Below are 14,562 nucleotides of genomic sequence, written 5' to 3' on the forward strand. Positions count from 1 at the left end.
CACCGCCGGCTGCCCCTAGGGGGTTCCTAGTGGCCGTACTGGTAGAAGGGGCGGACGTTCTCCCGCATCCAGTGGCCCACCGGGTCGTCCGCCACGTCCAGCAGGACCAGGTTCACCGGCCACTTCACCGGGACCCGGCCGAGGGCCTTGCCCAGCGCCTCCAGGGGCAGCGACCTGATGTCCCCCTCCCACTGGGAGAGTTCGACGCCCACGAACATCACGGGGTCCGCCGTCTCGACCGCGGCCAGGCAGCGGCGGGCCGTGGCGACCACGCCGGTCCCCGCGAACTCGGCGGAGGCCGCGGCCAGGAAGTCCATCGGGTCGTCCTGCCAGTCCGGTTCGAAGAGCCGGACCCGGCCGCCCGAGGCGGGGCCGTCCAGTTCGCTGCGGCCCGTCCGGCACAGCTCGGCGACCGCCTCCGGCGGCAGCGGGACGCCCACCACTCCCCCGGGGTTCACGGCTATGCCGACCTGCGGGGGCAGACCGCGGGCGAACTCGACGGCCGGGGCGATCGTGTACGACAGATGGGAGCCGACCACCTGGCGGAACTGCTCCTCGGAGCTGAAGACCGGGACGTACACCCGGCCCTCGATCTCCGTGGTGGGCAGGTCCAGCGGGCCGCTGTGCGGGCCGCCGCCCTCCGGCAACGGGATCCACAGGAAACTGCGGGCCAGTACCTCGATGAGGCGGCCCGCCGCCGCGGGGACGCCGAGGGAGGCCGACAGCACCTCCTCCAGTTCGTTGCCGGGCCAACCGCCGTGCGGGTGGGGGTGCGCCTGTGCCGGGAAGTCCGCGGGAATGTCCGCCGGGAAGTCCATCTGCCTACCGCCTGCTGGAAACCGCTGCTGCTGAGACTGAAAAGGCTAGCGGGTGGCTGTGACAATGCCTCACCCCGTCAGACGCACCGCTTTCCGTAAGGCCTCACCCGGCGGGCTTCTCCGCCTTCCGGAAGGCGATCCGGCACAGCACGTCCGCCGCGTCCCGGTCGAGGAGCACCGCCGAGCCCACACCCTCGGGCAGCCCGCCCTGCTCCACCGCGCGCACCAGGCGGGCGGCGGCGTGGCGGTGGCGCAGGAACGCGTACCGGGAGACGCCCCGGCCGCGTTCGCGCTGGCCGTCCAGTGCCGTGCCGGGCGTGACATCGAGGAGCAGCAGGTGCAGGGTGCCGCCGCGGCGGCGGGCCTCGCGGGCCAGCCAGTCGCGCACCCAGGCCTGGGTACCGCAGTCGTGCACCACCACACCCTCGCCGGTGCGCAGCGCGCGGCGCAGTCCGGCGTAGTGCGCGAGGCGGACCAGCGGGCGGTAGAGGGCGTACGGCAGGAAGCGGGCCAGGCGGGCGTCCCAGCGGTCGCGGGTGTCCTGGGAGTCGATCCGGGTGCCCTGGACGGTGCGGTGCATCAGGGTGGACTTGCCGCTGCCGGGCAGCCCGGTGACCACGACCAGGTCACGGGGGCCGAAGAGCAGGCCGTGCGGGCTGCGCCCTGCCCGGTCGCGCAGATCGCGGACGACCGGCGCCGGCCGCCCCCCGCACCGCTCGCGGGCCGGGGCCGTCGACTGCTCGGGCAGGGCGATGCCCGTCGTCGTCGCGTATGCCGTGGTCCTTGTCACCGTGATCGTCCTCCCTGGGGGTTCAGGAAAGGTTCTCCCCGCTTACTGTAAAGAGAAGGTAATGCACGGTGTCTCGCGGTTCCGTCCGCTTACGGCCACAGGCCTGTTACAAAGCTCCGCCCGGCATGCAATGATGTGCCCGCCAACTGCATACCGGCCGTTTGAATCCGCGCGGGAGAGTCCCCAGCCAATCTTCGCTGGGGCGCCGAAGGAGCAAGTCCCTCCCTTGAATCTCTCAGGCCCCGTTACCGCGCGGGCGAGGCACATCTGAAAAGCGGGCCGCTGTGTCAGCGGCCCCACCCAAGGTGCAAGCCAGGACCACTGGTGTGGTCAGGGCGAACCTCTCAGGTTCCGATGACAGATGGGGAGGACAGACCTCGCCTGTCATGCCCTGGGATCTTTGGGAGACGACCGACCGATGAGCAGTTCCGATTCCGCCGCACTCCGCCGTACCGCGCTCGATGCCCTGCATCGCTCGCTCGGCGCCACCATGACCGACTTCGCCGGCTGGGACATGCCCCTGCGCTACGGATCCGAGCGCGACGAGCATGTCGCCGTGCGGACCAGGGCCGGGCTCTTCGACCTCTCCCACATGGGCGAGATCGCCGTGACCGGCCCCCAGGCCGCCGCCCTGCTGAACCACGCCCTGGTCGGCAACATCGCCTCCGTCGGCGTCGGGCGCGCCCGCTACACCATGATCTGCCGGGCCGACGGCGGCATCCTCGACGACCTGATCGTCTACCGGCTGGCCGAGACCGAGTACCTGGTGGTGGCCAACGCCTCCAACGCGCAGGTGGTCCTCGACGCGCTGACGGAGCGCGCCGCCGGGTTCGACGCCGAGGTGCGGGACGACCGGGACGCGTACGCGCTGATCGCCGTCCAGGGGCCGGAGTCGCCCGGGATCCTGAAGTCGCTGACCGACGCCGACCTGGACGGCCTGAAGTACTACGCCGGGCTGCCCGGCACCGTCGCCGGGGTCCCGGCGCTGATCGCGCGCACCGGCTACACCGGCGAGGACGGCTTCGAGCTGTTCGTGCGGCCCGAGCACGCGGTGCAGCTGTGGCAGGCGCTCACCGAGGCGGGTTCCCCGGTGGGCCTGGTGCCCTGCGGGCTGTCCTGCCGGGACACCCTGCGCCTGGAGGCGGGCATGCCGCTCTACGGGCATGAACTGACCACTTCGCTGACCCCCTTCGACGCCGGGCTCGGCCGGGTGGTGAAGTTCGAGAAGGACGGCGACTTCGTGGGGCGCGAGGCGCTTCAGGAGGCCGCCGACCGTGCCGCGGCGAAGCCGCCGCGGGTGCTGGTCGGGCTGGTCGCCGAGGGCCGCCGGGTGCCGCGCGCCGGGTACCCGGTGGTGGCCGGCGGCGAGGTGATCGGCGAGGTCACCTCCGGTGCCCCCTCCCCCACGCTGGGCAGGCCGATCGCCATGGCGTACGTCGACGCGGCGCACGCGGCGCCGGGCACGGCGGGCGTGGGCGTGGACATCCGGGGCAGCCACGAACCGTACGAGGTCGTGGCACTGCCGTTCTACAAGCGCCAGAAGTAGACCCGCGGCGCCAGAAGCAGATCCACAGGGAGACACTGAGCGCGGCAGCGCGTGACCCTGCGCACATTTCCGCTGCTCACGCACGTTTCCAGCAGTCCTCTTCCACCAGCACTCCCCCGCGTACAGGAGAATTCAGGCCATGAGCAACCCCCAGCAGCTGCGTTACAGCAAGGAGCACGAGTGGCTGTCGGCCGCCGCGGACGGCGTGGCGACGGTCGGCATCACGGAGCACGCGGCCAACGCGCTCGGTGACGTCGTCTTCGTCCAGCTCCCGGCCGTCGGCGACACCGTGACCGCGGGCGAGTCCTGCGGCGAGCTGGAGTCGACCAAGTCGGTCTCCGACCTGTACTCGCCGGTCACCGGTGAGATCACCGGGATCAACGAGGACGTCGTGGACGACCCGTCCCTGGTGAACTCGGCCCCCTTCGAGGGCGGCTGGCTGTTCAAGGTGCGCGTCACGGACGAGCCGGCCGAGCTGCTCTCCGCCGACGAGTACACCGCCTTCACCGCCGGCTGAGGGCCGCCCAGACACCGGCTGAGGAGTCGTAGAAACAGATGTCCGTTCTGAACACGCCCCTGCACGAGCTCGACCCGGAGGTCGCGGCCGCGGTCGACGCCGAGCTGGAGCGCCAGCAGTCCACCCTGGAGATGATCGCCTCGGAGAACTTCGCTCCGGTCGCGGTCATGGAGGCGCAGGGCTCGGTCCTCACCAACAAGTACGCCGAGGGCTACCCGGGCCGCCGCTACTACGGCGGCTGCGAGCACGTCGACGTCACCGAGCAGATCGCCATCGACCGGGTGAAGGAGCTGTTCGGCGCCGAGTACGCCAACGTGCAGCCGCACTCCGGTGCCTCCGCCAACCAGGCGGCCCTGTTCGCGCTGGCCCAGCCCGGCGACACCATCCTGGGTCTGGACCTCGCCCACGGCGGCCACCTGACCCACGGCATGCGCCTGAACTTCTCCGGCAAGCAGTTCGACGTGGTCGCCTACCACGTGGACGACTCCGGCCTGGTCGACATGGCCGAGGTGGAGCGGCTCGCCAAGGAGCACCGGCCGAAGGTGATCATCGCCGGCTGGTCGGCCTACCCGCGCGAGCTGGACTTCGCCGAGTTCCGGCGGATCGCCGACGAGGTCGAGGCGTACCTGTGGGTCGACATGGCCCACTTCGCCGGCCTGGTGGCCGCCGGTCTGCACGCGAACCCGGTGCCGTACGCCGACGTGGTCACCTCCACCACCCACAAGACGCTCGGCGGTCCCCGCGGCGGCATCATCCTGGCCCGCCAGGCCTTCGCGAAGAAGCTGAACTCCTCCGTCTTCCCGGGGTTCCAGGGCGGTCCCCTGGAGCACGTGATCGCGGCGAAGGCGGTCTCCTTCAAGGTCGCCGCCTCGGAGGACTTCAAGGAGCGCCAGCGTCGTACGGTGGAGGGTGCGCGCATCCTGGCGGAGCGGCTCACCGCCGCCGACGCCCGCGAGACCGGTGTGAACGTCCTGTCCGGTGGTACGGACGTCCACCTGATCCTCGTGGACCTGCGCGAGTCCGAGCTGGACGGGCAGCAGGCCGAGGACCGCCTCCACGAGGTCGGCATCACGGTCAACCGCAACGCCGTCCCGAACGACCCGCGCCCGCCGATGGTCACCTCGGGTCTGCGGATCGGCACCCCGGCGCTGGCCACGCGCGGCTTCACGGCCGAGGACTTCACCGAGGTCGCGGACGTGATCGCCGAGACGCTGAAGCCGTCCTACGACGCGGCGGCCCTGAAGGCCCGGGTCCAGGCCCTGACCGGCAAGCACCCGCTGTACCCCGGTCTGAACAAGTAGTTCCCCGGCGGGGGCACCCGATGGCGTGTGCCCCCGCCCTTTTCGGAGGAGTTCCCGTGGCCATCTCGGTCTTCGACCTGTTCTCGATCGGCATCGGCCCGTCGAGCTCCCACACCGTCGGCCCGATGCGCGCGGCCCGCATGTTCGCACGGCGCCTGCGCAACGAAGGGCTGCTGGACTCCGTCACGTCGATACGTGCCGAGCTGTACGGGTCGCTCGGTGCGACCGGCCACGGCCACGGCACCCCGAAGGCGGTGCTGCTCGGCCTGGAGGGCGCCTCGCCGCGCACGGTCGACGTGGAGACCGCGGATGACCGGGTCGAGACGATCAAGGCCACGAAGCGCCTGTCGCTCCTCGGCGAGCACGAGATCGCGTTCACCTACGACGCGGACCTGAAGCTGCACCGCCGCAAGACACTCCCGTACCACGCGAACGGCATGACCCTCTGGGCGTACGACGCGTCCGGGGCGGAGCTGCTGTCCAAGACGTACTACTCGGTCGGCGGCGGGTTCGTCGTCGACGAGGAGGCGGTCGGCGCGGACCGCATCAAGCTGGACGACACGGTCCTGAAGTACCCGTTCCGCACGGGCGACGAGCTGCTGCGCCTGGCGAAGGAGACGGGTCTGTCGATCTCCGCGCTGATGCTGGAGAACGAGCGGGCCTGGCGCACCGAGGAGGAGATCCGCGAGGGTCTGCTGGACATCTGGCGGGTGATGCAGACGTGCGTCGCGCGCGGGATGTCGCGGGAGGGGATCCTGCCGGGCGGCCTGCGGGTCCGCCGCCGTGCCGCCATCACCGCGCGCCAACTGCGCGCCGAGGGCGACCCGTTGGCGCACGCGATGGAGTGGATCACGCTCTACGCGATGGCCGTGAACGAGGAGAACGCGGCGGGCGGGCGGGTCGTGACCGCGCCCACGAACGGCGCGGCGGGCATCATCCCGGCCGTTCTGCACTACTACATCAACTTCGTGCCGGGCGCCGACGAGGACGGCGTGGTCCGCTTCCTGCTCGCCGCCGGCGCGATCGGCATGCTCTTCAAGGAGAACGCCTCCATCTCCGGCGCCGAGGTCGGCTGCCAGGGCGAGGTCGGCTCCGCCTGCTCGATGGCGGCGGGCGCGCTGGCCGAGGTGTTGGGCGGCTCCCCGGAACAGGTCGAGAACGCGGCCGAGATCGGCATGGAGCACAACCTCGGCCTCACCTGCGACCCGGTCGGCGGCCTGGTCCAGATCCCCTGCATCGAGCGCAACGGCATGGCCGCGGTCAAGGCGGTCACCGCGGCCCGCATGGCCATGCGCGGCGACGGCTCCCACAAGGTGTCCCTGGACAAGGTCATCAAGACCATGAAGGACACGGGCGCCGACATGAGCGTCAAGTACAAGGAGACGGCCCGGGGCGGGCTGGCGGTGAACATCATCGAGTGCTGAGGAAGTGGGCCCTGACCAGCGCGTTCGTATCTTTCAGCGCTGTCAGGGCCTTCCCTGCTTACGCGGCGGAAAGTCCCTGAAATCTCCCTGGGACAGACGTGAAAGTCCCTGAAAAGTCCCTGGGATGTCCCAGCCGCGCTTCGCTCTTGGGGGTTGCCTGCCGGAGGGGCGACTTCTACCAGGCCGAGCTCACCAACCCCTACGCCAAGGACGATCCCCGCCGCGGCCGAGGACGGCAAGCCTACGGCTACGCCGTCGACGACTGGCCCTCGTACATCCCAGGACACCGCACTACGGCGATCCGGCTTCCCCCGAGAGCGGCGCCGGTTCAGACGGAGCGGTGGTATTGCCGCGGTACCTGGATGTCGCCACCGAGTTGACGGGCGGCGTGGCGGGCCCAGGAAGGGTTGCGCAGGAGTTCGCGGCCGAGGAGGACGGCGTCTGCCTTGTCGTTGGCGAGGATCTTCTCGGCCTGCTCAGGGTCGGTGATCAGGCCGACGGCTGCGGTGGGCAGCTGGGTTTCGGCCTTGACCCGGTCGGCGAAGGGGACCTGGTAGTCCGGGCCAACGGGGATACGGGCTCCGGGGGCGTTACCGCCGGTGGAGACGTCGAGCAGGTCGATGCCGTGGGCCTGGAGCTGGGGTGCGAAGCGGACGGTGTCGTCGGATGTCCAGCCCTGGCGGTCGTCCTCGGGGTTCTCGCTGAGCCAGTCGGTGGCGGAGATACGGAAGAACAGCGGGAGTTCCTCCGGCCACACCGCCCGTACCGCGTCGACGACTTCGAGGGCGAAGCGGGTGCGGTTCTCGAAGGAGCCACCGTACTCGTCGGTGCGGTGGTTGCTGTAGGGGGAAAGGAACTGGTTGATCAGGTAGCCGTGGGCGCCATGTATCTCGGCGACCTGGAAGCCGGCGTCGAGTGCACGGCGGGCGGCGTCGGCGAACTGCTGGACAGTCTCGGCGATCTCGGCGTGAGTCAGCTGGTCGGGGACGGTGTGGTCCTCGTTGAAGGGGAGCGGGCTGGGCGCCGACGGGGTCCAGCCGAACTCGTCGTCCGCGGCGATCGGCCCGCCGCCGACCCAGGTGCGCTCGGTCGACGCCTTACGACCGGCGTGCGCGAGCTGGATGCCCGGTACCGTCTGCTGCTCCTTCAGGAACGCGGTGATGCGCCGGAACGCGGTGACCTGCTGTTCATTCCAGATCCCGAGGTCGTAGGGGCTGATCCGGCCTTCGGGGCTGACCGCGGTGGCCTCGGTGAGGATCAGCCCGGTGCCACCGGCCGCGCGCGCCGCGAGGTGAGTGAAGTGCCAGTCGTTGGGCGCGCCGGTGTCCGGCCCGGTGGCCGCGGCGGAGTACTGGCACATGGGCGCCATCCATACCCGGTTGGGGATGGTCAGCGATCGCAGGGTGTACGGCTGGAACAGCGTGGTCACAGACATTCTCCTCCGGGTGGGGCACGCCAGAATCTTCCGGCGCCTCTTACGAGATTCACCGTACTACGACATGCATCCAACTACGAAACGTCTCGTACTATGGAGCCATGCCGTCACCCGCGAGCACCACGCCCACCCCGAGCCGGGTTCTGAACCACCCGCGCCGGGACGAGGTCCGTCTTGAGGCGGTGCTGCACGCGCTGGCCGATCCCATGAGGCTGCGGGTGGTCCAGGCGCTGGCCGGCTCGCCGGGCGAGATGGCCTGCGGGGACATCGAGCTGGCGGTCAGCAAGTCGACATCGACCCATCACTTCCGGGTGCTGCGGGAGGCCGGCGTGATCACCCAGTGCTATCGGGGCACGGCCAAGATGAACGGCCTGCGCCGTGACGACCTGGACGCCCTCTTCCCTGGCCTGCTCGACTCCGTGCTCGCGGCCGTCGCCGGGCGCCCCCGGCCCGACGGCACCTGAGCGGGGCGGGCTGCGGCCGCGTGTCAACGGCGGCCGCAGCCTCGACGGGCTACTCGGGCTGAGTGACAGCCGTGCGGCGGATGACCACTTCGCCCTGTTCGGTGGCGACGGCCACGGCGTACAGACCGGGGCGTTCGCCGTTGTACCTCAGGGGCAGGTCGGCTGCCCCGTCGCCCAGCCATGAGCGCATGTCCTTCTCGGTGCCACCGACCTCCATCCAGGTGATTCCCTGGGGGGTGGTCGTCTGCCCCGAGCGCGGCTGCGCCGCCGGGTGCTCGGACAGGCCTTCGATCAGGAAGACGTTGGGCAGGCCCCGCTGCCAGCAGGGAATCGTCTCCGGAACGCGGATCGCGTTGCGCTGCACGCCGTCCGTCCGCTTGCGCAACGGTTTGTCGATGATGTCGGTGCCGAAGTGCTTCGCCATCTCCTCCAGTTCGTCGCGCGAGTCGACGCGCAGGCACCAGCCGATGAAGACGTCGCCCCCTTCGATCTGGTCGTAGAACCAGCGGGCGTTCGGGTTGGTCTGCGGGGAGTAGGCGTCAATGACGCTTTCGACCTCGATGTACTGGTCCGGACCCACCGGCACGATGCGGTTGGCGATGCCGAGGTGGGGGAACCAGCCCCCTTCATACTGCCCGAACCCCGTCTCCTCGCAGAGCCGTTCAGTGCCTCCATAGATGTTGCGGGACCCTAGAGAGATATGGTCGATATGCAGCAATGTGCCCGTCCTTGGTCAGCTGGCCCTGGTCAGCGGGCCATGATCTCTTCGACGTCGTCGTCGTGGTGGGTGGTGGTAAGCGTGTGGGGTGATTTCGCCCGTATCCGGTTGCCGGCCACGGTGACGACCGCGCAGGCGACGAGCGAGGCCGCGATGAAGTAAAGGCCGCTGTCGAAGTTTCCGGTTGCGTCGCGCAGCCATCCCACGATGTAGGGCGCCATGAAGCTGCCGATGTTGCCGAGCATCGTGGTCATGGCGATGCCGACCGACATGGCGACGGGGCCGCTCAGGTGCCCGATCGGGATCTGCCAGACGAGGAAGAGGGCGGCGTAAATGCCGGACGTGAGCAGGAGCGTACCGAGCAGTGTCAGCCAGAGATTGGGCGCGTTGACGGCCAGCACGGTGCCGGCGGCGGCCAGCAGTGCTCCCCAGGCCACGTGCCACACCCGTTCGTTGCGCCGGTCGGAGCTGGAGACCCACGCCATGGCGACGAGTGTTGCGGGGATGTAGACCAGGCCGGACAGAAGTCCTGTCTGGACCACGCTCAGTTTTGTGTGCGCGTGCTCGGCGAAGCCGGCGATGATCAGCGGCAGGAACGAGGTGATGGCGGCGAAGCCGACCCACAGGAGGCTGACGCCCAGCGAGAGGGTGACCAGGCGGAGGTCGCGAAGGCGGTCGAAGATGTCCCTTGCGCGTATCTTCGGCTTCTCTACGGCCTCCCCCGTCGAGGTGACCCGCACCAGGGCTGCCCGCTCCTCCTCCGACAACCAGGCGGCAGTCGCGGGCGAATCGGTCAGGAATCGGAGCAGCACCAGCCCGATGATGATCGTTGGTGCTCCCTCAAGAAGGAACATCCACCGCCATCCGGCCAAGCCCATCAGGCCGTTGGCGTACTGCATGATGATCGCGGACAACGGAGTGCCGAGAATCGCGTAGAACGGCAGGCAGACCACCGCGGTGATCCGTCCCCGCATGCGCGGCGGGAACCAGATCGTCAGGTACATGAACATCCCGGGAAGAAGTCCCGCCTCAACGGCACCCAGGGCGATCCGGATCGCGACAAGGCTGCTCTCGCCTTGGATCAGGCTCGTCAGCATGGCGACGACGCCCCAGGACATCGTCAGGAAACCGAGCCATCGCCGTGGGCCCAGTTTGTTGAGCGCCAGATTGCTGGGAATCTGCAGGGCGATATAACCCGCGGAGAAGATCCCGGTGGCGAAGCCGAAGGCGGCGGTGCTGATGCCTAGGTCCGAGTTCATGGTCAGCGCGGCCGTCCCGAGGTTCACTCGGTCCAAATAGCCCGCGGTGTACAGGAGCAGGACCAGTGGTCCCAGTCGGATGGCGGCTTTTCTGATGGCCTGGCGCTCGACGAGCGAGGCGTCCGTCACAAGGAGATCCTTCTCAGAGTGATCGATGTGGTCGATGTGGTCGATGTGCCGTTACAGCCCGAGGAACGCACGCGCGTTGGAGGTGAGTGATTCGGCATCCGGTCCGTGATCGGTGGCGAAGCGGACCGGGCCCTGCTGCGCCATGTCGAACGGGTAGTCGCTCCCGCAGACGATCCCGTCCTTGGAAGCGTGCGCGGCCAGGAGCTCCAGCAGCCCGGGGTCATGGGTGACGGTGTCGAAGAAGAGCTCACCGAAGACGTCGTTCGGCGGCCGGGTCGAGTGGGCGCGTACGTCGGCTCGGGTGTGCCACCCGTGGGTCCATCGTCCGAGGAGTGCTGGTGCGCATCCTCCGCCGTGCACAAAGCAGATCCTCAGCCGCGGCAGTTGTTCCTTGACACCGCCCAGGATCAGTGCGGCGACGGCGGTGGCGCTCTCCACGGGGTTGCCGATGAGATTGGCGAGGTAGTGCTCCGACCACTCCGGCCGCGGCAGTTGCATCGGGTGAACGAGCACGGCGAGGGCGAGGTCCTCTGCGTCGGTCAGGATGCGGCGCAGGGCGCCTTGGTCCAGCGACTGACCGGCGAGCAGCGGCGGTAGCGCGATGCCCGCGATGCCTTCGGTCTGTGCCAGTCGCTCCATCTGGACACGGGCCTCGTCGGAGTCGTCGAGGCTCACCATTCCGAGACCCAGCAGCCTGCCGCCGGCCTCGGAGACCACGGCGGAGAGCGCGTCGTTGAAGGCCGTGACGTAGGTACCCGCACCCGCCCCGCCTCCTACGGGGAACGCGAACGGCGGCGCGGACAGAACACGCACGCCCACACCGGCGGCGCTCATGTCCGCGAGGGTCGCCGGGACATCGCTCATGCCCCGCGCCGAGATGGACAGCGGAATGTCGCCGAGGTAGAGCTCGCCGTCCCGGTCCCGCATCCCCCCGTACGGTGCTCCCGGAGGAAGGTGGAACAGCTCGGCGGGCAGCCAGTGGGCATGAACGTCGATCACTCCATCGGCGATCGGGGAGCTGATCACGACTGTCGCTCCTGCAGGCCGATCGAGCCGTCACCATGGATGTTCAGCGGCGGGTTGGCACTGTCGAGGTGTTCGACGGTGGTGAACACGAGCTCGGTGTCGCCGATGTTCTCGATGTCGTGCAGGAGGTATTCGCCCGGGCCGAAGACGAAGTGCCGGGTCTCCCCGGCGGAGTAGGAGACCTCCCGGACCGTCCCGTCGTGTGTGTGCTGGCGGCTGCGTCCCGGATTCACCGCGGTCCAGAAGTAGTCGAGGACGTGCCGGTGGGCGTGCCAGCGCTCACCGGGTGCCAGCCGGATCTCCCACACGCGAAGCCGTGACGTCTCGCTCAGCAGACGGGAGCCGACCCAGCCGTCGTGGGAGTGTGCCTCGAACTCCTCCCGTAGTTCCTGCGACCATCCGTCGAATCCGGTGGCGACAAGGTCGCCCGCCAGTGGCAGGTCCGTGAGAAAGCTGTTGTCGGTCATCATGCCTCCATGTCCATCGGTGGTGGTTCTTCGTACGTGCGCGCGTCGGCGGCCGGCGTCATCGCCCAGGGCCATAAAGGCCGAACCGCAGGCTCGGGTCTCCGGGCGTCCAGGTGTTCGAGAACTGGGACCGCTCGCCCATCGCGACGACCCGCTCCAGCAGCCGGGCGCTGAGCTCGAGCTGGACCGGCTCCCACTTGCGCAGGGCGGCGCTGATGTCGCCCTCCGCCTCCTCCAGCGCGGCGACCAGGGCCCAGGCGTCGGCTGCCGCCTTCGCGGTGCCGGCCGCGGCGTGCGGCCGGGCGGCACACGCGGCGTCGCCGATCAGGGCCACCCGGCCCTCGGCCATCCGGGACGCCCGCGCGTCCGACACGACCTGGACGTACGGCGTGGCCGTCGAGGTCACGACCTCGGCCGCCGCGGGCGACAGCATCCGCCGCGCGGCTTCGCGCATCTCGTTGACGTAACGGTCCTGGACCTGGGCCGGGTGGACCGACACCGTGCCCGGTATTCCGCGCTTGTCGATCAGCATCTCGGACAGTTCGGGGCCCGCCGGCACGTTGCGGTACCAGACGTAGTTCATGAGCCGGTCCTGCGGCCCGGTCCCACCTTCGCCCGGGATCGGGTACAGCGTGATGTGCGAGTGGGGCACGACGGTGTAGGAGATGGAATCCCGCAGCAACTCACGAGTGCCGTCGGACAGGTCCTTCTCGGGGACCGTTCCGCGCCAGCCGATGTAACCGGAGTAGGTGAGACCCGCGTCCGGGTCGAGGCGCTCGCGCCCGATCGAGGTGATTCCGTCGGCGAACACCACCAGGTCCGCGGTCACCTCACGCCCGCTCACGAACCGCACGGTGACGTTTCGCTCGTTCTGGTCGAACCCGCAGGCGTACTCGCCCAGGTGGTAGTGGTCCATCCCGAAGTCGCTGAGCAGGGCGCGGTAGAACGTGCCCCATGACGTGTAACTCCACGTCCTTCTCTCGCGGCTGACGATCTGGTTGTCAGTGTCGAGGTATTGCACCCAGTCGGTGGAGGTGCTCAGGGTCTCCGGGTGTTGCTTGCTGCGCTCGGTGAACCAGCGCAACGTGTCCGGCTGCAGCACGATGCCGCTGCCGCGGCCGTCCAGGGCGGTGGGGGTCCGCTCGAAGATTTCGACCGAGAAGCCGAGGTCGCGCAGGAGGAGGGCGGTGGTGAGGCCGCCGATCGACCCGCCGATGACTGCCGCGGTGGCGCCGTCGTACGCGTTCATGAGTACATCTCCTTGCTGGTGTTCGGTCCGGCCGGCGCCTTGGCCGGGTCCGGACCGAGGTGTACGGGGTCGCTCGGGAGTTCCGCCCCGCGGGTCTCGGGTGCGAAGGCCAGCCCGGCACCCGCGATCAGGCCGACCGCCGCGACACAGGTGGTCGCCAGCCCCAGGTCTCCGCCGAACCAGGAGACGGCGATGACACCGGCCACGAGCGGACCCGCTGCGGTGATGAAGCGGCCGATGCTGTTGGACAGCGCCATACCGGTGGCTCGCACGCTGGGCGGGAAGAGCTCGGGGCCGTAGACGAACGTCCCCGACAGGGCCCCGAACAGGGCGAACCCGACGACGGGCAGGGCAGCCAGGAACTCGGCATAGCTGTGCTGGAAGGGGAAAAGGTAGGCGATGCCGGCGGCGGAGACCGTAAAACTGATGGCGAAGGCCTTGCGCCGTCCGACCGCGTCGGCGAGGAAGCCCCACGAGGCGTAGCCGAGGATGCCGCCCGCATTGAACAGCATCGAAGCGACGGCGACGTGGCTGTTGCCCACCTCCGGGGACAGCGAGCCGGCAGCGGCGGTCTGACGGATGATCTGCGGATACCAGGTCGACACGCTCCAGAAGGCGATCAGCGAGCCGGTGGCCAGCGTCGTGCAGATGACCGTGCGGCTCAGGAAAGGCGGCGCGAGCAGCCGGCGCAGGACGAACCGGTCCTCCTCGGCGGTGTGGCCGCGCGCCTTCCGTGTCCGGCGCGCCTCGATGACGTCCCTGATCTCGGGCGGCTCGGGAACGTACCGGCGTATGAACCAGACCAGGAAGGCGGGAGCCACCGCGATGCCCAGCATCGGACGCCAGCCGTGGTCGCCGAGCAGGGCGTACGCGAGCGCGGCGACGAAGAAGCCGGCCGCGTAGCCGGACATCATCACGCCACAGGCACGGGCGCGGTGTCGGTTGCGCCATACCTCGGCCACCAACGCGGCCCCCACCGGCGCCTCGACGCCCGAGCCGAGTCCGGCGACGAACCGCAGCACGCCCAACTGCCACCAGGTGTCGGCGAACGCCGCCAGCGCGGTGAACACCGCGTAGGTGACGACACCGGCGGACAGCACCCGGACCCGCCCGAAGTAGTCGGCCAGGACACCGAACAGGATCCCGCCGACCGCCCAGCCGGCGAGGAACAGGGCCACGGTCAGCCCGCCGTACAAGCCGATACCACTCGCGTTCGCCACAATGCCGCTGTGGGGCAGCAGCTCGATCATGGCCGGCCCGAGGACCAGCGCGTAAAGGCTTCCGGCGAAGCCGTCCAGGGCCCAGCCCATCGTCGTCCCCAGGAGGACGAGCCATTGCATCCGGGTGATCTCCGTGCGCCGGCCGCTGTCGGGCAGGGCGGCCTCTGTGTTCGACATGTGCAGGTCCTTCGTCGGACGT

At 69.5% G+C, this 14,562-nt stretch carries 14 protein-coding genes and 1 riboswitch; of the genes, 5 read left to right on the plus strand and 9 right to left on the minus strand.

Features of this window, described 5'->3' with window-relative positions:
- Nucleotides 1-26 precede the first annotated feature (26 nt).
- Both ACGFZQ_RS19520 and ACGFZQ_RS19525 read right to left on the minus strand, forming a co-directional pair.
- The gene (locus ACGFZQ_RS19520) at nt 27-818 is read right to left on the minus strand and encodes an enhanced serine sensitivity protein SseB (RefSeq protein ID WP_382540407.1); all 792 of its coding nucleotides are present in this window, start codon (nt 816-818) and stop codon (nt 27-29) included.
- 103 nt (nt 819-921) lie between these two features.
- Entirely contained in the window at nt 922-1,614 is a 693-nt protein-coding gene (locus ACGFZQ_RS19525; protein ID WP_393841512.1) for an AAA family ATPase, read from the minus strand.
- A gap of 156 nt (nt 1,615-1,770) precedes the next feature.
- Nucleotides 1,771-1,869, plus strand: a riboswitch (glycine riboswitch).
- A 157-nt stretch (nt 1,870-2,026) separates the two neighbouring features.
- On the opposite strand from ACGFZQ_RS19525, the gene gcvT reads away from it, so the two are divergent.
- The 4 genes from gcvT to ACGFZQ_RS19545 all read left to right on the plus strand — a co-directional run bounded on the left by gcvT (nt 2,027) and on the right by ACGFZQ_RS19545 (nt 6,396).
- A complete protein-coding gene (gene gcvT / locus ACGFZQ_RS19530) occupies nt 2,027-3,154 on the plus strand; it encodes a glycine cleavage system aminomethyltransferase GcvT (protein WP_393841391.1) in 1,128 nt (375 codons plus the stop codon).
- A 139-nt stretch (nt 3,155-3,293) separates the two neighbouring features.
- On the plus strand, nt 3,294-3,671 hold the full coding sequence (gene gcvH / locus ACGFZQ_RS19535) for a glycine cleavage system protein GcvH (RefSeq protein WP_351739667.1): 378 nt from the start codon (nt 3,294-3,296) through the stop codon (nt 3,669-3,671).
- Nucleotides 3,672-3,709: 38 nt separating this feature from the next.
- Nucleotides 3,710-4,972, plus strand: a complete 1,263-nt coding sequence (gene glyA, locus ACGFZQ_RS19540; RefSeq protein WP_393841392.1) for a serine hydroxymethyltransferase — start codon at nt 3,710-3,712, stop codon at nt 4,970-4,972.
- A gap of 56 nt (nt 4,973-5,028) precedes the next feature.
- Complete coding sequence (locus tag ACGFZQ_RS19545) at nt 5,029-6,396, plus strand: L-serine ammonia-lyase (RefSeq protein WP_393841393.1); 1,368 nt, start codon at nt 5,029-5,031, stop codon at nt 6,394-6,396.
- Nucleotides 6,397-6,724: 328 nt separating this feature from the next.
- On the opposite strand, the gene ACGFZQ_RS19550 is transcribed toward ACGFZQ_RS19545, so the two are convergent.
- Nucleotides 6,725-7,825: an NADH:flavin oxidoreductase/NADH oxidase gene (locus ACGFZQ_RS19550; RefSeq protein ID WP_393841394.1), complete on the minus strand. Its 1,101-nt coding sequence runs from the start codon at nt 7,823-7,825 to the stop codon at nt 6,725-6,727.
- A 107-nt stretch (nt 7,826-7,932) separates the two neighbouring features.
- Here ACGFZQ_RS19550 and ACGFZQ_RS19555 point away from each other — a divergent pair, with 107 nt between their 5' ends.
- Nucleotides 7,933-8,295, plus strand: coding sequence for an ArsR/SmtB family transcription factor (locus ACGFZQ_RS19555; RefSeq protein ID WP_393841395.1), 363 nt, complete (start codon nt 7,933-7,935; stop codon nt 8,293-8,295).
- Between the two features lie 49 nt (nt 8,296-8,344).
- On the opposite strand, the gene ACGFZQ_RS19560 is transcribed toward ACGFZQ_RS19555, so the two are convergent.
- The 6 genes from ACGFZQ_RS19560 to ACGFZQ_RS19585 are packed head-to-tail and all read right to left on the minus strand — an operon-like array spanning nt 8,345 to nt 14,540.
- Nucleotides 8,345-9,013, minus strand: a complete 669-nt coding sequence (locus ACGFZQ_RS19560) for a VOC family protein (RefSeq protein ID WP_362085555.1) — start codon at nt 9,011-9,013, stop codon at nt 8,345-8,347.
- A 29-nt stretch (nt 9,014-9,042) separates the two neighbouring features.
- The gene (locus tag ACGFZQ_RS19565; protein WP_393841396.1) at nt 9,043-10,401 is read right to left on the minus strand and encodes an MFS transporter; all 1,359 of its coding nucleotides are present in this window, start codon (nt 10,399-10,401) and stop codon (nt 9,043-9,045) included.
- Nucleotides 10,402-10,452: 51 nt separating this feature from the next.
- Nucleotides 10,453-11,427, minus strand: coding sequence for an amidohydrolase family protein (locus ACGFZQ_RS19570; RefSeq protein WP_393841397.1), 975 nt, complete (start codon nt 11,425-11,427; stop codon nt 10,453-10,455).
- A complete protein-coding gene (locus ACGFZQ_RS19575) occupies nt 11,424-11,894 on the minus strand; it encodes a hypothetical protein (RefSeq protein ID WP_362085570.1) in 471 nt (156 codons plus the stop codon). The genes ACGFZQ_RS19570 and ACGFZQ_RS19575 overlap by 4 nt, the downstream gene beginning before the upstream one ends.
- Before the next feature lie 58 nt (nt 11,895-11,952).
- Entirely contained in the window at nt 11,953-13,143 is a 1,191-nt protein-coding gene (locus ACGFZQ_RS19580) for an FAD-dependent monooxygenase (protein ID WP_362085548.1), read from the minus strand.
- Nucleotides 13,140-14,540 carry an MFS transporter gene (locus ACGFZQ_RS19585; protein WP_393841398.1) on the minus strand — a complete coding sequence of 467 codons (1,401 nt, stop codon included), beginning with the start codon at nt 14,538-14,540 and terminating at the stop codon, nt 13,140-13,142. Before ACGFZQ_RS19585 ends, ACGFZQ_RS19580 begins: the two co-directional genes overlap by 4 nt.
- Nucleotides 14,541-14,562 lie beyond the last annotated feature (22 nt).

The organism is Streptomyces sp. NPDC048254 (genome assembly GCF_043201895.1).
In the GTDB taxonomy this organism is placed as follows: domain Bacteria; phylum Actinomycetota; class Actinomycetes; order Streptomycetales; family Streptomycetaceae; genus Streptomyces.